Origin of the sequence: Kitasatospora sp. NPDC058184 (assembly GCF_042883725.1) — a bacterium.
Lineage (GTDB): Bacteria > Actinomycetota > Actinomycetes > Streptomycetales > Streptomycetaceae > Kitasatospora.
Window position 1 is genome coordinate 411305 of sequence record NZ_JBHVVE010000002.1, and the last position, 18653, is coordinate 429957.

The window sequence follows — 18653 nt, forward strand, 5'->3', positions numbered from 1 at the left end:
TTCCTGTGACAAGTATGCCATTTGGCGCGGAATATCGGACTGTGCAAATAGTTCGGCTTATGCCCCCGTCGGTTCCCCGTCGAGGGCCTCCGCTCCGGGCCGTCAGCCGCCGCGACGGCGGGGCGGAGGCCGTCCTGCGGTGAGCGACCGGACCCCGCACGAGGGTCCGGCCCGCCCGCCGACCGGGGCGTCGAAGGACACCACAGGGCCGCACACGACCGGCTCCTCACCCCTCCCCGGACCAGGCCGACGCGCACAGCGCCGTGGCCAGTTCCTCGGTGTAGGAGGCCGCGGTCAGCCAGGCGGTGGCGAAATCCTCGTGGTCGTCGGTGACGATCCGGCCGAAGACGTCGCGCTGCTGGTTGGCGGCGGAGGCCCGCAGGCCGTCGAGGAGTTCGGCGGCGGTGGCCAGCCCGGCGGCGCGCAGCAGACCGCGGTCGGCCGCCGCCGAGGCCTCGCTCGGGGCGAGGGCGTGCCGACCGGTGGTGACCGTCTGCTCGACCCGGCGGCCGAGCACGTGGACGGGCGGGCCGTACGGCGCCGGGGCAGTCGATCCGTCCGCTGGCTCCTCCGCCGACCCGTCCGCCGGCTCGCCGACCGTGGCGGAGGCCGTCGCGGACGCGGCGAGGTCGGCGGTCTGGAGGCGTTCGAGGCCGAGGTTGACCCGGCCCGCCCGGTCCGCGGACAGGGCGAGCGGGTCGGGGGCGGCCGGGGGCGTACCGATCGCGAGCAGACGCAGCTCCGGACGGTCCGCGCGCTCCAGCCGACCGATCACCCGCAGTCGCAGGCCGGGGGCGGTGGCGAGCAGCGCGAGGTTCGCCCGGAACGGCAGGTCGGGGTGCTCGTGCGCCGGGCGCAGGACGATCACCGGACCGCCCTGCGCACCGCTCGCCGTGCAGCGCGCCAGCAGTTGCGGTGCACCGCCCGGGCCGGGGGCCGTACCCAGCAGGGTGACGTCCAGGAAGAGCAGGTCGCTCCCGGCCGGGCGGCTCTCGTACGGCAGTTCCTGCGCCGCGAGTGCCCGGGCCACCTGGGCGGAGGCCGGTTCCGACCAGAGCCGGGCGGCCGGCTCCGCCGTCCATGCCGCGCCCGTCGCCCGCACCGCCCGGACCGAGGCCCCGGCGCCCAGCCGACCACCGCCGGACCTGGTCGCGCCCTGGACGGCCAGCCCGGCTCGGCTGAACTCGCGGTGGCTGAGCGCGGCGTCGCCCAACCGGACCGTCCGGTTGCCCGCCCCGACCGCCTGTGGGGCGGCGGCCGCCGCGTCGTCGTGCGGCATCACCTCGGCGATCGTGCTGAGGCGCCCGTCGGCGTCCACCGCCCAGCTGACGGCACCGGCATGGGTGGCCGTCAGCACTGGCTCGGCGAACAGGCCGTAGAGCCGCAGACCGCCCTCCTCCCGGTAGGCCTGGCGCGCGGTGCCGCGCAGCTCGGCGACCGGGGCGGTGCCGGTGGCCAGGGCGGTGGTGAGGCCGAGGAGTTCGCGCAGGCCCGCGACCAGGTTCACCAGGCGGTGGTCGGGCGCGCCGGAGCGCGCCGCCCGGACCCTGGTCGCGACGGTGACGGCCGCCGCGGCCGGGCGGTGCAGGCCCGCGAGGCGCGCCCGGTGGGCGGCGCGCAGCAGTTCGGCCTGGGAGACGGCACCCGCCCCGCTCACCCCGGCGGCCAGGACGGCGGCCGCGGCCCGGTGGAGGTGGCGGACGGCGGCGAGTTCGACGGCGGTGAGCGGGTCGCCGGCGATCGGGTCGGCGGCCGGCCGGCCGTTCGGCTCCCCTGGCGCGCCGTCCGTGTCACTCCTGGGCTCGGGCTCCTGCTCGGGCTCCTGCTCCGGCCCCGGCTCGGCCTCGGCCTCGGCGAGCGGGCAGAGGGTGACCGCCGCGGCCCGGTGCACGCAGGCCGGGGCGAGCAGGCAGCCGCAGCGGACGCCGGCCTCCGCCGCGACCACCCCGCCCGGGGCGTGCAGCACGAGCACCGTCTCCTCGTCCACCTCCACCCGCCACTCGTCGCCCTCCCGGGCCACCGGCCGCTCCGCCAGCTTCGCCGCCGCGCCGTCCAGCCGCTTCTGCAACCGGGCACTCAGCCCGGCCACCACCTCGGCGACCACCTCGGGCCGCACGCCCGGCCAGTCGCTCGTCCGCGCCGTCACGCTCATCGCACCTTCTCCCCCACCCAGCGGGCCAGTTCCAGCGGGCTCAACGCCGCCACGGGCATTCCGGCCGCGACCAGTTGGCCCGCGACCGCCTTCGAGTAGCGGGCCGTCCCGGTGTCGTCCAGCGCCGCGCAGCCGAGCAGGTGCACGCCGGAGTCCACCAGGGCCCGGGTCTGGGCCAGCAGCCCTCCGACCGGCCCGCCCTCCTCGAAGTCGCTGACCACCGCGACCAGCGTGCGGGACGGCACCGTCACCAGCTCCCGCGCGTAGCGCAGCCCGCTCGCGATGCTGGTGCCGCCGCCGACGCTCACCTCCAGCAGCAGGCCCAGCGGATCGTCCACCCGCTCCGTGAGGTCCAGGACCTCGGTGGAGAAGGCGACGAAGTGGGTGCTCAGGGAGGGCACCCCGGCCAGGATCGAGGCCGTCAGCGCGGCCCACACCGTGGAGGCCTCCATCGACCCGGAGACGTCCACGACCAGGATCAGCCGCCAGTCGTTGGCCTGCCGCGCCCTGGTCCGGAAGACCGGGCGCTCGGGCACGATCAGGGTGCCGCCGTCCGGCGCGGGACGGGCGGTGGCCAGGTTGGCCCGGATGGTCCGGTCGAGGTCCAGCCCGCCACCCGGGCGGCGGGACGGGCGCGGCACGGCGATCCCGGTCAGGGCCGGGCGCAGCCGGGTGGCCAGCTCCCGGCTCAGTTCGTCCACCAGGCGCCGCACCAGCGGGCGCAGCCGGGCCACCCGGGCCTCGGGCAGACCGCCCGCGTGGTCCAGCACGGTGCGCAGCAGCTCGACGGACGGGCGGACGGCGGACGGGTCGATCGTCTCCAGGACGTCGGTACGGCCGTGGGCGACGGCGGCGGCCAGCACCTCCTCGCGCACGCCGGGGCCGAACAGCGACTCCAGTTCCTCGGCCCACTCCCGCACACCGGGGTACGGGGCCTCGCGGCCGCCCTTGCCGCCCCGGCTGTCCAGGCCCGGGCCGGAGCCCTCGCCGTGGCCGCCGCCGTACAACTCGTCCAGGGCGGTGGCGAGTCGGGCACCGCGACCGGTCAGGCCGCCGCTGCCAGGGCGGCCGAGGAGCAGCCGCCAACGCTCGGCGGGGGCGAGGGTACGGGCGGGGTCGGGGACGGGAACGGGAACGGGGTCGGAGGCAGGCGGCGGGGCCGCGGGCGACGGTGCAACGGCCGCGGGCTGCGCGGGCGTTGCGGGCAGGAGGCCGCGACGGACGAGCGCCGCACGCGCCGCGAGGTCCGCGCGCACCCAGCCGGCGAGCACAGCGGGGCCGGCTTCCTCGGGCAGGGCGGCGAGCCGGGCGCCCAGACGCTCCTCGACCAGGGCCAGCAGCCGGTCCCGGGCGGCCGGGCTGAGCGTGTCGAACCCGCCGCGCAGCGCGGGCAGCCGGTCCAGGAAGGCGTCGTCGGGCAGCGAGGTGACCCGCTCCAGCAGCGGTTCCAGTGCCTGCGGCGCGGAGTCGAACAGCCCCTCCGCGGCCGTCAGCAGGCCGACCAGCGCCCGCCCGAGCGCCTGTCGCGCCTCCGGAGCGGTCGCGCCGTCCACCCACGAGGCGGCCCGGCCGCCCAGCACCTCGGCCGGCTCCTGGCCGAGCAGCACCCGCACCGCACCGGCCGCGCCCCGCACCAGCGGGCTCCCCTGCTCGGCGAGCCCGGCCAGCACGTACGCCAGCCGCACCCCGCCGAGCCGGTCCGCCCGCCGTACCAGCTCCACCAGTGCCCGCGCGTCCTGCGGATCGTCCGACCCGCCCAGGCCCTCCAACTGCCGCACGGCGGCCACGGTGAGCACCTCCCCGGCCGCGACGAGCACGGGCGGGCCGGCCACGGGGGCGCCGGCCACGGGCGTGCCGTCGTCTGCGGCGACGGGGCCTTCCTCCGCTCCCGCCGGGGTGTGGCCGAGGAAGTGGCCCGCGGTCAGGCGGTCGAGGAGGGCGAGGGCGTCGAGGAGGTCGGGGAGGGTGGCGGAGGCGGGGAGGAGGGTGGTGAGTTGGGTGAGACGGGCCTCGGTGAGGGCGGGGAGGGCGCTGGAGGCGGCGGCGGTGAGGCCGTCGATGATCTCGCGCGGGGTCGGCTGGTCGGTGAGGCGGGCGCGCAGGGCGCCTTCGGCGGCCTGGGCGGGGGTGACGCCGCGGGTGCCGGCGACGGTGAGCATGGCGGCGGTGGCGGGCGTCCAGTGCAGGCGCCAGCGGGTGCCGAGGGTTTCGGTGCCGCCGGCGCCGGTCGTGGCGACGGGCTCGCCGTAGGGGACCTCGCAGGCGGTGAGGCGGTGCAGGAGGATCTCGCGGCGGCGGTCGAGGCCGCTGCGCAGCGGGTCGAGGCGCAGGTCGCGCGGACCGGGGTCGCCGGGGCCGGGGAGGCCGAGGTCGGCGAGGAGGGTCTCGACGGCGGGGGCGAGTCCGCTGCGCGGGGCGGCGGGGGTCGGGCGGCCGGTGCGGGTGCCGACCAGGACCTGTTCGAGGGCGCGGGCGACGGCCCGGCCGCGGCCGAGGGGCTCGCCCTGGGCGAGGACGGTCTGCACCGCTTCGACGAGTTCGCCGCGGCCGGGGGCGGCGTGGCCGCGCAGCCGGGCGAGGTCGCCGGCCAGCCGGACGATCTCGCGGGCGTCGGCCGGGCCGCTGGGGTGGTCCTGGGCGCGCAGCGCGGCGCAGATCCGGACAGCGGTGGTGGTGAGCGCCTCGGCGAGGCGTTCCGGGTCGCCGCCGACGTCGAGGACGGTGTGCTGCCACTCCGGGTCGCGGATGCCCGCCGGGTAGCCGGAGCGGGCGTCGAGCAGCGGGTAGGTGTACGGGATCAGGGACAGGACGTGCCCGGGGCCGTCCGGGCGCGGCGGCTCCTCGGTGGCGAGGGGACCGCCGAGCAGGGCGGGGGCGTGGAAGGCGCCGATCACGGCGGCGACCCGGCGCCCGCCGGCCGCGGCGGCCTGGATGCGGGACCGCATCCAGGCCTCGCGGCGCAGGTCGTACGGGTCGACGCCGGGGCCGGTCTCGGCGTCCCGGCGCAGTGCCCAGCCGACCAGCAGGGCGGCGCGCCGGACGGCCTCCGGGGTGGAGCCGGGGGCGGCCGTCTCGACCAGGCGGTCCCACAGGTCCTCGTCGGAGTCCCGGCCGGTGAGGCGGTGGCGCAGCGCGTCGGCGACGCCGGGTGCGTCCGGGATCCGATCGGTGCGCCCGCGCTCCGCCGTGCGGGCGGCGCGGTGGGCGAGCGGGAGGTCGCAGGCGACGGCCTCCACCCCGTTGCGCCGGGCCCAGCGCAGGGCGGCGAGCTCCGGGGAGAAGTCGGCGAACGGGTAGAAGGCGGGCCCGGCCGCCTCCTCGGGCCCGGCCGGGGCCGCCGCGAGGGCGACCGGGGCCCGGGTGGCCTCGTCGGCGAGCGGGCCGAGCCAGGGCTGGAACTCGGCGGGCAGCTCGACCAGGACGACGTCCGGCCGGGCGGCGTCGAGCAGCGCGGGGACCACCGCGCTGAGGGACGGCGCGTGGTGGCGCACGCCGATCAGGTAGGGGCCGGGGCGACCGGTGCCGGCGGCGGCCAGCCGGTCGGCCTCGGCCCGGACCGCCTGGTCCGCGTGCTCCGCCTGGTCCGCGTCGTCCGGGCGGGTGGTCTCCGCGCTGCTCATCGGATCAGGCCTCCAGTGCCGGACGGAGGTCCCACAGGGTGCGCCAGGTGGCGGCGCCCTGCTCGGCGCGGCGGCGGACCGGGCCGTCCCAGTAGCCGAGCAGCCGGGCCGCGTCGGATGGCTCGTCCTTGCGGACCACGCCGAGGAGCTGGCCGGGCAGCCGGCCGAGCAGGTCCCCGCCGTCGGGCAGGTAGGCGGCGCTGACGCCGAGCGCGGTGGCGACCGAGACCGCCTCGGCGGTGCTCATCACGGTGGACGGGCGTTCGACGTCCCAGCCTTCGGTGGACCGGCCGCTGCGCAAGTCCCGGAAGGCCGTGACCAGGGCCTCCAGGACGGCGTCGTCCACCGCGTAGGCGGCGCCGGCCCGGGCCACGGCGGCGGTGGACTGCCGACGGACCAGGTCGACCTCGGCCGCGAGGCTGCCGATCGGGCCGACCGTCTCGAAGTTGAACCGCCGCTTGAGCGCCGCGGACATCTCGCTGACGCCCTTGTCCCGCAGGTTGGCGGTGGCGATCAGGGTGAAGCCGGCCGCGGCGTGCAGTTGGCCGTCCGGGGTGCCGGCCAGTTCGGGGACGGCGATGCGCCGCTCCGAGAGCAGCGAGACCAGCGCGTCCTGCACCTCGGGCAGGCAGCGGGTGACCTCCTCGACCCGGGCGACCGCGCCGGTGGTCATCGCGGTGAGCACCGGCGAGGGCACGAGGGCCTCCCGGCTGGGCCCCTTGGCGAGCAGCAGGGCGTAGTTCCAGCCGTACTTGAGCTGGTCCTCGGTGGTGCCGGCGGTGCCCTGGACGGTGAGCACGCTGCTGCCGCAGACGGCGGCGGCGAGCAGCTCGGAGAGCATGGACTTGGCGGTGCCGGGCTCGCCGACGAGCAGCAGGCCGCGCTCCCCGGCGAGGGTGACGACGCAGCGTTCGACCAGGGCGCGCTCGCCGACGAACTTCGGCTCGATGACCAGGCCCTTGCGCCCGGCCTTGAGCTTCTCGCCGCCGCTGCCCATCACGAAGGTGACCACGGCGCGCGGGGTCAGGAGCCAGCCGGGCGGGCGCGGGCCGCTGTCATGGGCGGCCAGGAACTCCAGTTCGGCGGCGTACTTCTCCTCGGGCGGGACGGTCTGCCGGTCGGCCGCGGCGGGGGCGGCGGCGCCCTTGGTGGTCTCGGTGGCGGTCATCGGCGGGCCTTCCTGCGCTTGCCGGTCTGGAGCTCTTCGTATCCGGGGGCGTCGCCGTCGACGGTCCGCTGCCAGGCCCGGGCGAACAGCTCGGGGACGGGCAGGGGGACCAGCGCGGGCCGGTGGGTGGGCAGTTCGTAGAGGGCGGCCTTCCATGTCTCGGCGGGCAGGGCGGGCGACTTGGCCTCCTGCCAGCCGCCGGGCAGGAAGAGGCTGCGGCCGGCCCGGGAGCGCTTGGCCTCCAGCACCAGGCCGCTGGCGGCGAGTTCGGCGCGGGCCTTCTTCAGCCGGGCGGGCTTCCAGCCCGTCCAGCGGGCGGCGTTGCGGTCGGTCGGGTCGGGCAGGGCGAGCAGTTGGAGGTAGAGCGTGGCCGCGTCCTCGCCCAGGCCGTGGGTGCGGGACACCTCGGCGACCAGCTCGGGGACGGACAGCAGCGGGTTCTGCAGCCAGGCCGGGCCCTCGCCGGGGGCCGGCACCGAGGCGGCGGAGGCGGCCAGTTGCTCCGGCTCGCCGCGCAGCACGGCTTCGATGGCGCCCCGCTCGGCGGAGAACCAGTAGCTGCTGGAGAGCCCGTCGAGCAGTTCGAGCAGCGGGTCGTCCGGGCCGGTGAGGGCGGCCGGGCGCAGCCAGATCCGCTCGTAGTCCTCGTGGTACGGCGTCAGGACGAGCGCCGGCCCGCAGTGGACCAGGCCGTCCCGGTCGGCCCCGCCCTCGGCGGGCAGGCCGAAGTGGGTGCGCAGGACGGCGGCCAGCGAGGCGCCCTTGACGGTGCGCACCAGGTCGAGGTCGAGCAGCAGCTCCGGGTCGGCGAGGCGGTCGCGCAGCGCGGCGGCGGCGGTGGGCAGCAGCGGGCGCAGCGGGCTGTCGGCGGGCAGGTGGTAGGCGAGCCAGCGCAGCGCGGCGATGGTGGAGCCGAGCGCGCCGGTCTCGGGGACGGCGGACTCGTCCTCGGGCGTCAGCCGCTGGCCGACCCCGTCCACCTCGGTGAACCGGAAGCCGGTGCGGCCGGCCAGCCACGGGGTGTGGGCGGGGTTGAGCACCGCCTCGACGGTGTCGATGGACACGCCCTGGACGGTGGCCAGGGCCTCCTCGGGGAGGGTGACGAGCCGTCCGAAGCGCCGGATCCACTCCTCGGCGCCGGCGGCGATGTCGGGGCCCTCGGTCCACAGGGTCTTCGGGTCGGCGGGCAGCAGGGCGCCCCAGACGGCGGCGAGGCCGTTGTGGTCGTGCCCGCGCAGCCAGGCCCGGGCGGCCTTGAACTCGGCGGCCTTGAGGCCGAGTTCGGTGGGCGCGGAGATGTCCGTCCAGTACAGCAGGCCGGACGGCGGGCTGAGCAGCAGGGCGGAGCGGGCGGTGCCGATGCCGGTGAGCTCGTTGAAGGCCTCCGCCCTGGCCGCGTCCCGGGGGACGGATCCGTGCAGCGCGGCGACCCTCCAGAACTTGGCGACCCAGGCGGCGTCGACCAGTTCCTCGGTGCCGCGCTCCTCGAGGGTGGTGAAGTGCGCGACGGGGCCGAACTCCCCGCTCGGGTCGTGGTCGACGGCGAGCCAGTGCACCCAGCCGTCGGCGACCTGGCGCTGGTGGCCGATGATGACGACGGTGCGCCCGCCGTGCCGCAGCACCTCGCCCTCGCGGGGCGTGACCGGCCGGGGGCCGGTGGCGTTCGGGGCCGGCGGCACCTGCTCGGCGAGGACGATCTCGCGCAGGGTGGCGCCGCGGTCGGCCAACGGGCCCCTGGTCAGCTCACCGAGCAGCAGGACCAGCGAGGAGCGGTGGGCGGACTCGGTGAACGGCGAGGCCACCGCGTAGGCCAGCGCGTGGATCCGGCCGAGCAGTTGGAGCCAGCCGTAACTGACGCTGCCGTTGTGCAGGGTGACGGTGGCGGGGCTGGTCCAGCCCTCGCCCTCGGCGGCGGGCGGGGCGGCCAGCACGGCGGTGACGGCGCGCAGGTTGTTGAGCACCCGGCAGCGCTCCTCGGAGCCCCAGTTGTTGCCGAAGCCGCCGATCTCGGGCAGCACGGCGCGCACGGCGTCGCGCAGTTCGTGGTCACGGCCGTGGTCGGGCCGCCACTCGGCGTTCTTCGCCTTGCCGGGGCGCTCGGCCTCCGGCTGCGGGACGAACCGGGCGACCCGGTCCAGCAGGTCGGCGGCGGTGCGGGCGAGCCCGGCGACGCCGGCCAGCAGCCGCGGGTGGGCGATGCCGGGCAGGATCGCGCCGACCTCCGGGACGGGCAGGGTGCGCGAGGTGCGCCGGGCGAGCGGGCGGCGCACGCCCTGGATGGTGAGCCAGCACTGTTCGCCGGCCGGGACGGGTTCGGTGTCGACCGGCCAGGCGGCGTCGACCAGCCGGGCGGCCTGCTCGGCGGTGACCGCGCGCAGTGCCTCCGAGCCCGCTTCGTCACGCGGGCGCAGGGCGTGCCAGTGCGGGTACGGCGGGATGAGCGGGGTGCCCGCGGCGGAGAGCTCACCGGAGCGGCCGGGGCGCAGGTCGACGGTGCGGTCGGCCTGGCCGGTGAGGTCGGGCAGGTTGAGCGAGAAGTGCTCGCCGGAGGTGTGGCTGACCACCGGGGCGGCCGCGCCGGGCAGGGTGAGCCGGGCCACCGGGACGGTGTCCGTCCGGTGACCGGCCAGCGGCAGCTCGATGCGGTGACCGTCGGCCGTGAAGGTGGTGACGGCCTTGCCGGGCTCCGTCCTGACCCAGTTGCCGAGCACGGTGCCGTCGGTACCGAGCGGGGTCCGCTCCAGGCCGGGCTGGAGCGGCAGCAGCCAGGTGCTGCGCTGGACCAGCCGGCCGGCGTGGGCGGTGGCGGCGATCACCGGCGGTTCGGCGGTGCGCCCCAGGGTGCCGGTGGCCGGGTCGAGTTCGCGCAGGACGGCCTCGCCCTCGGTGGTGCGGCGCATCGTCCAGTAGCCGGTGCCGTCGCCGAGGACGGGGTGCTCGTGGGGCATCCGGGTGTCGCCGGCGTGCAGCGGGCGCTCGCCGGTGGTGCGGCCGCCGCCGGGCAGTTGGAGGGAGGGCGCCTCGGGCTCGCGGTCGCGGTAGTAGTAGCCGGCGATGGTCTCGCCCTCCAGCTCGAACCGCTCGTCCGGGCGGCTGGACCAGTACGCGAGCTGCTTGCCCTCCTCGGACCAGACGACCAGCAGTTCGCCGTCGACGAAGCGCAGCCTGGTCCGGTTGCGCTCGTGCGACGGCCGCTCGGGCAGCCGCAGGGTGTGCTCCAGCACGATGCCCTGCGGGCCGACCACGACGGCCCGGTCGAGGCGGGCGAGGATCAGGTGCGGCCAGGCGTCCTCGATGAGCAGGTCGCTCAGGCCGGCGCCGGCCAGGCTGGGGACGGGGTGCTGCGGGGCGTCGTCGGCGGGCGGGTCGGCGAGCTTGCCGAGCGCCTCCTCCAGGGCGGGCCAGCCGAGTTCGTCCAGGATTCCGGCCCGGAGGGCGTCGGTGAGCAGCGCGGTGACGTCGAGGGCGGCGATCCGCTCGGCGACGGCCGGGGCGACCGTCCGGATGGCGGCGTGGTACTGGCCGATCGACCGGACCAGGTCGGCGGCGCCGGCCAGGCCGCGGGCGGCGGTCAGCTCCTCGGCGCGCTCCTCGGCCCACTCCGCGAACAGCTCGTTCAGCAGCGGCACGGCGGGCGCCTGGCGCCGGACGGCCGTCTCCCAGGCGGGCGGGGTGGCCCGGCGCAGCAGCGGCCGGTAGCGCGCGTCGGCGCCGACGGCGGTGAGGGCGGAGCTGTCGGGGCCGCTCTGCGCCGCCCAGTCGCGCAGGTCGAAGCCGAGGCCGCCGGGCGGGTCGGCCACCGGCACGCCCGCGGCCAGCAGCAGGTCCAGCAGGTCGATCCGGGTGTGGCTGGCACGGATGCCGGTGTGGAGGTCCACCGGGACGGCGTCGGCCTTCAGCCGCTCGACCATCCGGCCGGCCAGCGCGAGGGTGGCCGGGCAGCTGGGCCGGTTGCGCCAGCCGCGGCCGTGGTGGTGGCACCAGCGCTGGAGCCAGGCGGCGGCGGGCTCGGCGCCCTCGGCGCGGGGGCCGGTGAGCAGTTCCTCGGCGCCGGTCTCGGCGAGCACCGCCAGCCAGGCGGTGTCGTGCGGGGCCGGGTCGGCGGAGGCCGGGTCGGGCAGCAGTTCCAGCAGTCGGGTGCGGACCGCCGTGTCGTCGCGGCCGAGCTCGACCAGCGCGCCGTGCCAGGACTTCCAGAACGCGGCGGGCGCCCGGTTGACCGCCGGGGAGTCCAGCAGCTCGGCGAGCAGCGCCCGTTCGTGCTCGGTGCGGTCCAGTCCGGCGGCCTTGATCAGGGCGCGGGCGTCCTCGGCGATCCCGGCGTACGGGGCCATGCCGGCCGCGGAGCGCTCGGTGCACAGCTGGCGGAAGCGCTGCCAGGCGGTCAGCGGGTCGAGCCGCTGGGCGAGCTCCTTGACGTACTGGCGCAGCGACTTGACGGTGAGCGCGCCGGCCAGGGCGAACTCCAGGAAGACGGCGCGCAGCCGCTCCTCGTCCACCGTCAGGCCGTGGGTGCGCTCGGCCTCGCGGGCCTTGCCGAACCAGGCGGCGGCGTAGGTCTGGTTGCCGTGGCCGAGGAAGATCCGGCCGACCTCCTCGCAGAAGGTGGGCAGGAAGTGCGGGACGGCGCGGCCGAGGCGGGTGGCGAGCTCGTCGAAGCCGTCCTTGGCGGCGCCGGGCTTGGAGGCGGCCTGGCGGGCGATCCGCTCCAGCTCCTTGACCAGGGCGAGCGCGTGGTGGCCGTTGGCCGGGTCGTGGACCAGTGCCCAGGCGGGGAAGCCGAGCGCCTCCTGGCGGACCTGGCCGACCTCGGCGGCCCCGGCCTCCGGCGCCAGGCCGAGGAAGTCGAGGGCGAGGTCCTCGGCCGGGCCGAGCGCGCCGGGGACGAGCCGGACGATCCGGCGGCCGTCGAGCGCGGGGTGGGTGTAGGTGCGGGCGGTGAGCACGTCGGCGGCGCTGTCGGGGCGGCCGGCGTCGGGCAGGGTGCCGGACGGGAGCACGGCCCCGGCGTCGAGCAGTTCTTCGGGCGTCGCGGCGCGGTCGGCGCCGTTGCCGCCCGGGTTGGTGGTGGTGGTGGTCGTGGTCAGGCCGGTGGCGGTCATGCGGCTTCCTCCCCCTGGATCGTGCGGCCGGCGTACAGGGCGGCGGCCATCCGCATGCCCTCGGACCAGGCGACCGGTCCGACCTCGGTGAGCGGCAGGGCCCGGCCGTCCGGGCCGGCCCAGCTGAGCGCGCCCGTCTCGCACGCGTCGTACTCGTAGTAGTCGCCGACCCAGACCCGGGCCTCGACGGTGCGCCCGCCCTCGGTGACCGACTGGACGGCGGAGCCGCCGCGGACCCGGCAGCCGAGCCGGTTGCAGCGCCCGACCAGTTCGCGCAGCTCCCGGTAGCGGCCGCCGGCGTAGGTGGTGACCTCGGTGCCGGCCGACCCGTCGGCGGGCCGGTGCCAGACCTCGCGGTAGAGCTGCTGGACGCGCTGGGAGACGCCGAGCTCGACGGCGAACTCGCGCAGCTCGTCGAGGTCTTCGAGCAGGACGGGGTGCGGTATCAGCACCTCGCCGTCGGTGAGGCGCACGGTGTCGCCGTCCAGGTCGACCAGGCCGAGGCCGCGCTCGGCGTCGGCGCCGCGCAGGAAGCCGGCCACGGAGCCGTCCACGGCGGTGACCACGAGGTCCTTCAGGACGCCCTGCCAGGCCTCGTCCGGCCACACGGCGGTGAGCACCGCGGCGGGCACCGGCAGCGAGCGGACCATCCAGCGCTCGACGTCCTCCAGGCAGCCCCGCTCGTGCGCGGCCAGCCACTCGGCGAGCTGCTTGAGCTGGACGACCACGCGGTCGTCACCGAGCTTCGACGGCAGGGACTTGAGGTCCCGGCCCGCCGCGTTGCGGCACGCCACCCTGCCCTCCCCGTCGAGCGCCACGCGGTACCCTCCCGCGTCCGTCTCCACCCATGCCACGGCCGTACTCCTCCCACCGGGAAACACCTGTCGATCGCCTGCTGACCAGCGATGCGAGGAACGTAGCGAGGCCCACTGACAACGCGACGGGCGGGGTGAACTCCGGCCGTGACATGCAGACTTCAAACCACTCGAACGGGTGATCGAAGAGACGAAAAAGGCGGGGCGGCTGCCCCCACGCAGCCGCCCCGCCCGTCCTTCCGCCCCGCCCGTCCCCCGGCCCCGGCGACCCCCTCCGTCCCGGCGACCCGACGACCGCTCGGCCCCCGCCCCGTCAGCCCAGCGGCGCCCGGGGCACGATGACCGGCGCGCCGTCGCCCGGCGCCGCGAGCACATGGCTGTCGATGTCGTACAGCGCCCGCACCAGCGGAGCGTCCACCACCTCGCGCGGCGGCCCGCAGGCCACCACCGTGCCGTCCCGCAGCGCGACCAGCAGGTCCGCGTACCGGGCGGCCGCCGCGAGGTCGTGCAGCACCATGACCACCGTCCGCCCGCCCGCCGCGACCCGGCGGACCAGCTCCAGCACCTCCACCGCGTGCCCGAGGTCGAGCGCGCTGGTCGGCTCGTCGAGCAGCACCACCGGGGTGTCCTGGGCGAGCACCATGGCCAGCCAGCAGCGCTGGCGCTGGCCGCCGGAGAGCCGGTCGAGCCGGCGGTCGGCCAGCTCCTCCACGCCGGTGGCGCGCAGGGCCTCGGCGGTCAGCCGCTCGTCCTCCGCCGACCACTGCCGGAAGAGCCCCTGGTGCGGATGGCGGCCGTAGCGGACGAGTCCGGCGACGGTCACCGCCTCCGGGGCCTGCGGGCTCTGCGGCAGCAGCGCGACCCGGTGGGCGGCCTGGCGCGGGCGCAGCCGCCACACGTCCTCGCCGCCGACCAGGACCCGCCCGCCGTCCGGCCGGTGCAGCCGCGCGACGGACCGCAGCAGGGTGGACTTCCCGCAGCCGTTCGGGCCGACCACCGCCACCACCCGGCCGGCCGGGACGGTGAGGTCGACGCCGCCGAGCACCGGGCGCCCCGGCCCGTAGCTGGCGCTGAGTCCCTGGATCGTCAACTCCATGGCAGCTCCCCCTCGACCGGCGCCCGCTCAGCTGCCGCCGAGCGCCTTGGCGAGGTCGCCGATGACGACGTCCGCGGCGAGCGGGCCGCCCCGGGTGGACCAGACCGAGCCGTCCACGGTGACGGCGTGGTTGTTCTTCACCGCGCCCAGCTCCTGGTACGCGGGCTTGGACTGGACGTCCTTGAGCGCGGTCTTGCCGTCGTCGGTCAGGGTGGAGAGGAACAGCCAGTCGCCGTCGATCTCGTTGAGCTTCTCCAGGCTGAGCGCCGGGCTGTGGGCGTTGCCGTCCTTGTCCTGCGCGGCCGGGCGGGTCAGGCCCATGTCCAGGGCGACGCCGCTGGCGAACTGCTTCTTCTCCATCCAGCTCGGGCCGGTGGGGTTCCAGCGGACGATGGAGACGGCGGCGCCCTTGTTCTTGCCGAGCTCGCCGCCCGCCTTGGCGGCCTTGGCCTCGTAGTCGCCGATCACCTTGTTGGCCTGGTCGAGCTTGTTGACGGCGTTGCCGATGCCCCGGAAGGCGAGCTTCCAGTCGTCGGTGGGCGCCATGGTGACCAGCGTGGCGGGGGTGATCTCGCGCAGCTGCTTGAGCACCTGCTCGTCCTGCATGTCGCCGGCCAGGATCAGGTCGGGCTTGGCGGCGATCACCTTGTCCATCACGGGCTGGAGCAGGTTCCCGACCACCGGGACGCCCTGCACCTTGTCCTTGAGGTACGCGGGCGGCTCGGCCAGCCCCTGGCCGTTGGTGATGCCGGCCGGCTTGACGCCGAGGGCGAGCACCGCGTCCAGGTCCTCCTGGGTGAGGGTGACGATCCGCTTGGGCTCGGCGGGGACCTCGACGGCCTTGCCGGTGGCGTCCTTGACGGTGCGCTTGCCGGTGTCGCCGCCCTTGCCGCCGCCCGCCGCGTCGGCCGCCGGGGAGGCGGCCGCGGACGAACCCGAGGAGGAGGAGCCGGAGGAGCCGCAGCCGGTGAGCAGGAGCGCGGCCGCCCCGGTGACGGCCAGCGCCTGGGCCGCACGGCGGCGGACGGGGCTGAGCGGGCGACGGGCGAACGGCATGGGTGCCTCCGGGCAACGGTGGTACGGGAGTTGAGCAGCGTCCGGGTCGTTCGGCGGGGCGGAGGGGCCCCGTGGGACGGACTCGACCATTAGGTTAGCCTTACCTTATGACATTGTCGCAAGCCGGCGTCACCAAGGCGCCCCCCGCCACCGCGCCGGAGCCCCGACGGCCCGGGGGTCGCCCGGAGGGGCCCGGGGGACGCCCGGAGGGCACCCGCCCCACCTGGCCGGCCGTCACGGCGGCGGTGGTGCTCCTGCTCGCCCTGGCCGCGCTCTCGCTGTCGGTCGGCGCCGGCGAGGTCGGCCCCGGCCGGGTGCTGGACTACCTGCTGAACCACGACGGCGCCCGCGCCGACGGCCGACTGGCCCTGGTCGTCGGCGACCTGCGACTGCCGCGCACCCTCACCGCGCTGCTGGTCGGCGCGGCGCTCGGCGTCGCCGGGGCGCAGCTGCAGTCCGTCACCCGCAACCCGCTGGCCGAGACCGGCCTGCTCGGCGTCAACGCCGGCGCCTCGCTGGGCGTGGTGCTCGGCATCGCCGTACTCGGCGTCCAGAGCTCCTACGGCTACCTCGCCTTCGCCTTCGGCGGCGCCGTGCTCGCCAGCGCGCTGGTGCTGCTGATCGCGGGCAGCCGGGGCGGCGGCTCGCCGATGCGGCTGGTGCTGGGCGGCTCCGCGGTCGGCGCCACCTTCGGCGGGCTCACCGGTGTGCTGATCGTCAACTCGCCCGAGGCCTACGACCGCTACCGGGTCTGGGTGCTCGGCTCACTGGCCGGGGTGGAGGGCTGGAGCACACTCGCCCGGCTCACCCCCGTCCTCGGCGCCGGCTTCCTGCTCGCCGCGCTCACCACCCGGCCGCTCACCGCCCTGGCGCTCGGCGACGACCTGGCCCGCGGCCTCGGCCACCGCCCCGGCGCCACCCGGGCCGCGGTCGCCGTCGCGGTCACCCTGCTGACCGCCTCCGCGGTCGCCCTGGCCGGGCCGGTGTCCTTCCTCGGCCTGCTGGCCGGCTTCCTCGCCCGGTCCCTCGCCGGTCCGCGGATCGGCCGACTCACCCTGCTCGCCGGACTGTTCGGCGCGGCCGTGCTGACCGGCGCCGACGTGCTGGCCCGGGTGGTGGCCAGGCCCTACGAGGCGCCGGTGTCGGTGATCGTCGCCCTCGTCGGCGCCCCGGCCCTGATCGCCATCGTCCGCTCCCGGCGCTCCGCCGCGCTCGCCCTCAGCGACCCGGCCGAGGCCACCCCGCCGGCCGGACGGCGGGCCGAACCGCCCGCCCCGAAGCCCGACCTGGCACTGCGGTACGGCGCCTGGTCGCTACTGCTCCCCCGCCGGGCGCTGGCCGCCTCGCTCGGCCTGGCCGCCGCCCTGCTCGCCGCCGTGGTGGTCGCCGCCCACGCCGGGCAGAGCGAACTCGACCTCGGCCGCACCTTCCAGGCCGTGTTCGGCTACGGCGACCGCCTCGACGTGCTGCTGGTGCAGAAGTTCCGGCTCGGCCGGATCGTCGCCGCCCTCGCCGCCGGGGCCGCGCTCGGCCTGGCCGGCTGCCTGACCCAGACCCTCGCCCGCAACCGCCTGGCCACCCCCGAACTCCTCGGCGTCAACGACGGCGCGACCGCGGCCGTGCTGATCTCGGCCACCGCCTCCGGCACCTTCGGCGCCTGGTGGGCCGGACCGCTCGGCGCGCTGGCCGCCGTCCTGGTGGTCACCCTGGTCTCCGGCGGGCTCGGCGCGCGCGGCTACCGGGTGCTGGTCGTCGGCCTCGCGATGTCGGCGCTGGCCTCGGCGGTGATCCAGGTCGCGCTGGCCCGCCGCTCGCTCAACTCGGCCGGATCGCTGTACGTTTGGACCTCCGGCAGCCTCAACGGCCGGGACCTCGCGATCGCCACGCCCGTCCTGGTCGGGCTGGCCGTACTGGTGCCGCTCGCCCTGGTGGCGGCCCGGCGCCTGGCGGTGCTGCGCTTCGACGACAGCGTCGCCTCGGCGCTCGGCGTCGACCCGGGCCGGGTGCGGCTCGCCTGCCTGCTGCTGGCCGTCGCCCTGGCCGGGCTGGCGGTCGGCGTCTGCGGGCCGGTCGGCTTCGTGGCACTGGCCGCGCCGGTGGTCGCCGGGCGGCTGGCCGGACCCGCACGGGTGCCGGTGCTCGGCTCGGCCCTCACCGGCGCCCTGCTCGTCGTCCTCGCGGACACCCTGGGACGGGTGCTGCTCGGCGGGGTGGAGATCCCCGTCGGCATCGTCACCACCGTCCTCGGCGGCCCGTTCCTGCTCTGGGTGCTGCTCAGCCGCAAGGGCAGCCCCGCGTGACCACCCCTGGAGAACCCACCGTGGAAGCCCCGCCCGTCGTCGCCCTCGACCCCGACGACCCCGCCTACCGCCTGGTCACCTTCACCCACCGGGAGGCCGACTGCGACGGCGTGCTCGCCCTGCTGCACACCGTCACCGACAAGGACCGCCACGCCGGGGACCTGACACCACACCTGATGGAGCGTCAGGCCGACGGAAGCTGGTCGATCACCTACCGGCTGCGCGAGGACCACCGCGCCTCCTACCAGCTGTACCCCTTCCGGGGCGAGGCCCCCGGCACCACCCGCGCCGACTGGCTGCGCGTCCTGGACCGGGCCCGCCCCGACCCGTACGACACCGAACCCCGGCTTCCCGCCCGCGACGGCCGGCACCCCTCCTCCGTGCTCAGCCTGCCCGCCGCGCCCGCGCAACCGTACGTGGCGCGGCGCGAGGGCGTGCCGCGCGGGCGGACCGTCGCGCACACGGCGGCCGGCCGGCGGGTGGACGTCCACCTCCCGGCCGGGCACCGCGCGGACGGCGGACCGTGCCCGGTCGCGGTGCTGCTGGACGGCGAGATGTGGGGCGGGGTGCTGTCCGTCGGCGACACCCTCGACAACCTGGCGGCGGACGGCGCGATCCCGCCGACCGTCGCCCTGCTCGTGCACACCATGGGCCCGCAGCGGCCGGACGACCTGAGCTGCAACCCGGCCTTCGTCGACCTCCTCGCCGATCGCCTCCTCCCCTGGGCCGCAACGGAGTTCGGCGCGAGCACCGACCCCGCCGACACCGTGGTCGCGGGCCAGAGCGCGGGCGGCCTCACCGCCGCCTACGCGGCCTACCGCCGCCCGGAGCGCTTCGGCAACGCGCTCTCCCAGTCCGGCTCCTTCTGGTGGCCCGACGAGACGGAGTTCGACGTCGGCAGCGAGTGGCTGACCCGCCGCCTCGCCGCCGAACAGCGGCGCCCGGCCCGCTTCTGGATCGAGGTCGGGCTCCAGGAGTGGATGCTGCTCGCCCAGAACCGCCACCTGCGCGACGTCCTCACCGCCCGCGGCTACGACCTCGCCTACCGCGAGTTCAACGGCGGCCACGACTACGCCTGTTGGCGCGGCGGCCTGGCCGACGGGCTCGCCCACCTGCTGGGCGGCCGGTGACCTGCGGACCAGCCGGTCCGCGGGCGGTCGGCGGCGATCGGGGACCTCACCCCTGATCGCCGCCGGCGGTCGCGGTCGGGATCCGGGAACGGCGTCACCGTCTTCCTCAGGGGTCCACGACCGGGTAGAGCGGGAAGCCCATCCGCGGGTAGTCGCGGATGGGCTTCCCGCTCGAGTCGTTGTCGGGGTCGGTCGGCGGGACGATCCGGCACGG

Annotated in this window: 9 protein-coding genes; 2 read left to right on the top strand and 7 right to left on the bottom strand. The window is 76.9% G+C overall.

Annotation, left to right across the window (positions count from 1 at the left end; genetic code table 11):
• Window positions 1-226: 226 nt before the first annotated feature.
• The 7 genes from ACFVXH_RS05050 to ACFVXH_RS05080 form a co-directional block, all read right to left on the bottom strand.
• Window positions 227-2152, bottom strand: a complete 1926-nt coding sequence (locus tag ACFVXH_RS05050) for a hypothetical protein (RefSeq protein WP_387820259.1) — start codon at window positions 2150-2152, stop codon at window positions 227-229.
• A complete protein-coding gene (locus ACFVXH_RS05055) occupies window positions 2149-5772 on the bottom strand; it encodes a DUF5682 family protein (RefSeq protein ID WP_387820261.1) in 3624 nt (1207 codons plus the stop codon). The genes ACFVXH_RS05050 and ACFVXH_RS05055 overlap by 4 nt, the downstream gene beginning before the upstream one ends.
• Before the next feature lie 4 nt (window positions 5773-5776).
• Window positions 5777-6940 (bottom strand): AAA family ATPase, encoded by a 1164-nt coding sequence (locus tag ACFVXH_RS05060; RefSeq protein ID WP_387820263.1) that lies wholly within the window; start codon window positions 6938-6940, stop codon window positions 5777-5779.
• Entirely contained in the window at window positions 6937-12042 is a 5106-nt protein-coding gene (locus ACFVXH_RS05065) for a hypothetical protein (RefSeq protein ID WP_387820265.1), read from the bottom strand. The genes ACFVXH_RS05060 and ACFVXH_RS05065 overlap by 4 nt, the downstream gene beginning before the upstream one ends.
• Window positions 12039-12896 carry a DUF4132 domain-containing protein gene (locus tag ACFVXH_RS05070; protein WP_049658519.1) on the bottom strand — a complete coding sequence of 286 codons (858 nt, stop codon included), beginning with the start codon at window positions 12894-12896 and terminating at the stop codon, window positions 12039-12041. Before ACFVXH_RS05070 ends, ACFVXH_RS05065 begins: the two co-directional genes overlap by 4 nt.
• A gap of 274 nt (window positions 12897-13170) precedes the next feature.
• Window positions 13171-13953, bottom strand: a complete 783-nt coding sequence (locus ACFVXH_RS05075) for an ABC transporter ATP-binding protein (protein ID WP_387820267.1) — start codon at window positions 13951-13953, stop codon at window positions 13171-13173.
• 27 nt (window positions 13954-13980) lie between these two features.
• Window positions 13981-15009, bottom strand: a complete 1029-nt coding sequence (locus ACFVXH_RS05080; protein WP_074004181.1) for an ABC transporter substrate-binding protein — start codon at window positions 15007-15009, stop codon at window positions 13981-13983.
• A 107-nt stretch (window positions 15010-15116) separates the two neighbouring features.
• On the opposite strand from ACFVXH_RS05080, the gene fhuB reads away from it, so the two are divergent.
• Both fhuB and fes read left to right on the top strand, forming a co-directional pair.
• Window positions 15117-17309, top strand: a complete 2193-nt coding sequence (fhuB, locus tag ACFVXH_RS05085; protein ID WP_079272422.1) for a Fe(3+)-hydroxamate ABC transporter permease FhuB — start codon at window positions 15117-15119, stop codon at window positions 17307-17309.
• 20 nt (window positions 17310-17329) lie between these two features.
• Complete coding sequence (fes, locus tag ACFVXH_RS05090; protein ID WP_241853025.1) at window positions 17330-18439, top strand: enterochelin esterase; 1110 nt, start codon at window positions 17330-17332, stop codon at window positions 18437-18439.
• The last annotated feature ends 214 nt before the right edge of the window (window positions 18440-18653 follow it).

Excerpts from the sequence above, each read along its gene's own strand:
- ACFVXH_RS05055 (WP_387820261.1), bottom strand. The coding sequence starts at position 5,772 with ATGAGCAGCGCGGAGACCACCCGCCCGGACGACGCGGACCAGGCGGAG.
- ACFVXH_RS05080 (WP_074004181.1), bottom strand. The coding sequence starts at position 15,009 with ATGCCGTTCGCCCGTCGCCCGCTCAGCCCCGTCCGCCGCCGTGCGGCC.
- ACFVXH_RS05065 (WP_387820265.1), bottom strand. The coding sequence starts at position 12,042 with ATGACCGCCACCGGCCTGACCACGACCACCACCACCACCAACCCGGGC.
- ACFVXH_RS05060 (WP_387820263.1), bottom strand. The coding sequence starts at position 6,940 with ATGACCGCCACCGAGACCACCAAGGGCGCCGCCGCCCCCGCCGCGGCC.
- fhuB (WP_079272422.1), top strand. The coding sequence starts at position 15,117 with ATGACATTGTCGCAAGCCGGCGTCACCAAGGCGCCCCCCGCCACCGCG.
- ACFVXH_RS05075 (WP_387820267.1), bottom strand. The coding sequence starts at position 13,953 with ATGGAGTTGACGATCCAGGGACTCAGCGCCAGCTACGGGCCGGGGCGC.
- ACFVXH_RS05050 (WP_387820259.1), bottom strand. The coding sequence starts at position 2,152 with ATGAGCGTGACGGCGCGGACGAGCGACTGGCCGGGCGTGCGGCCCGAG.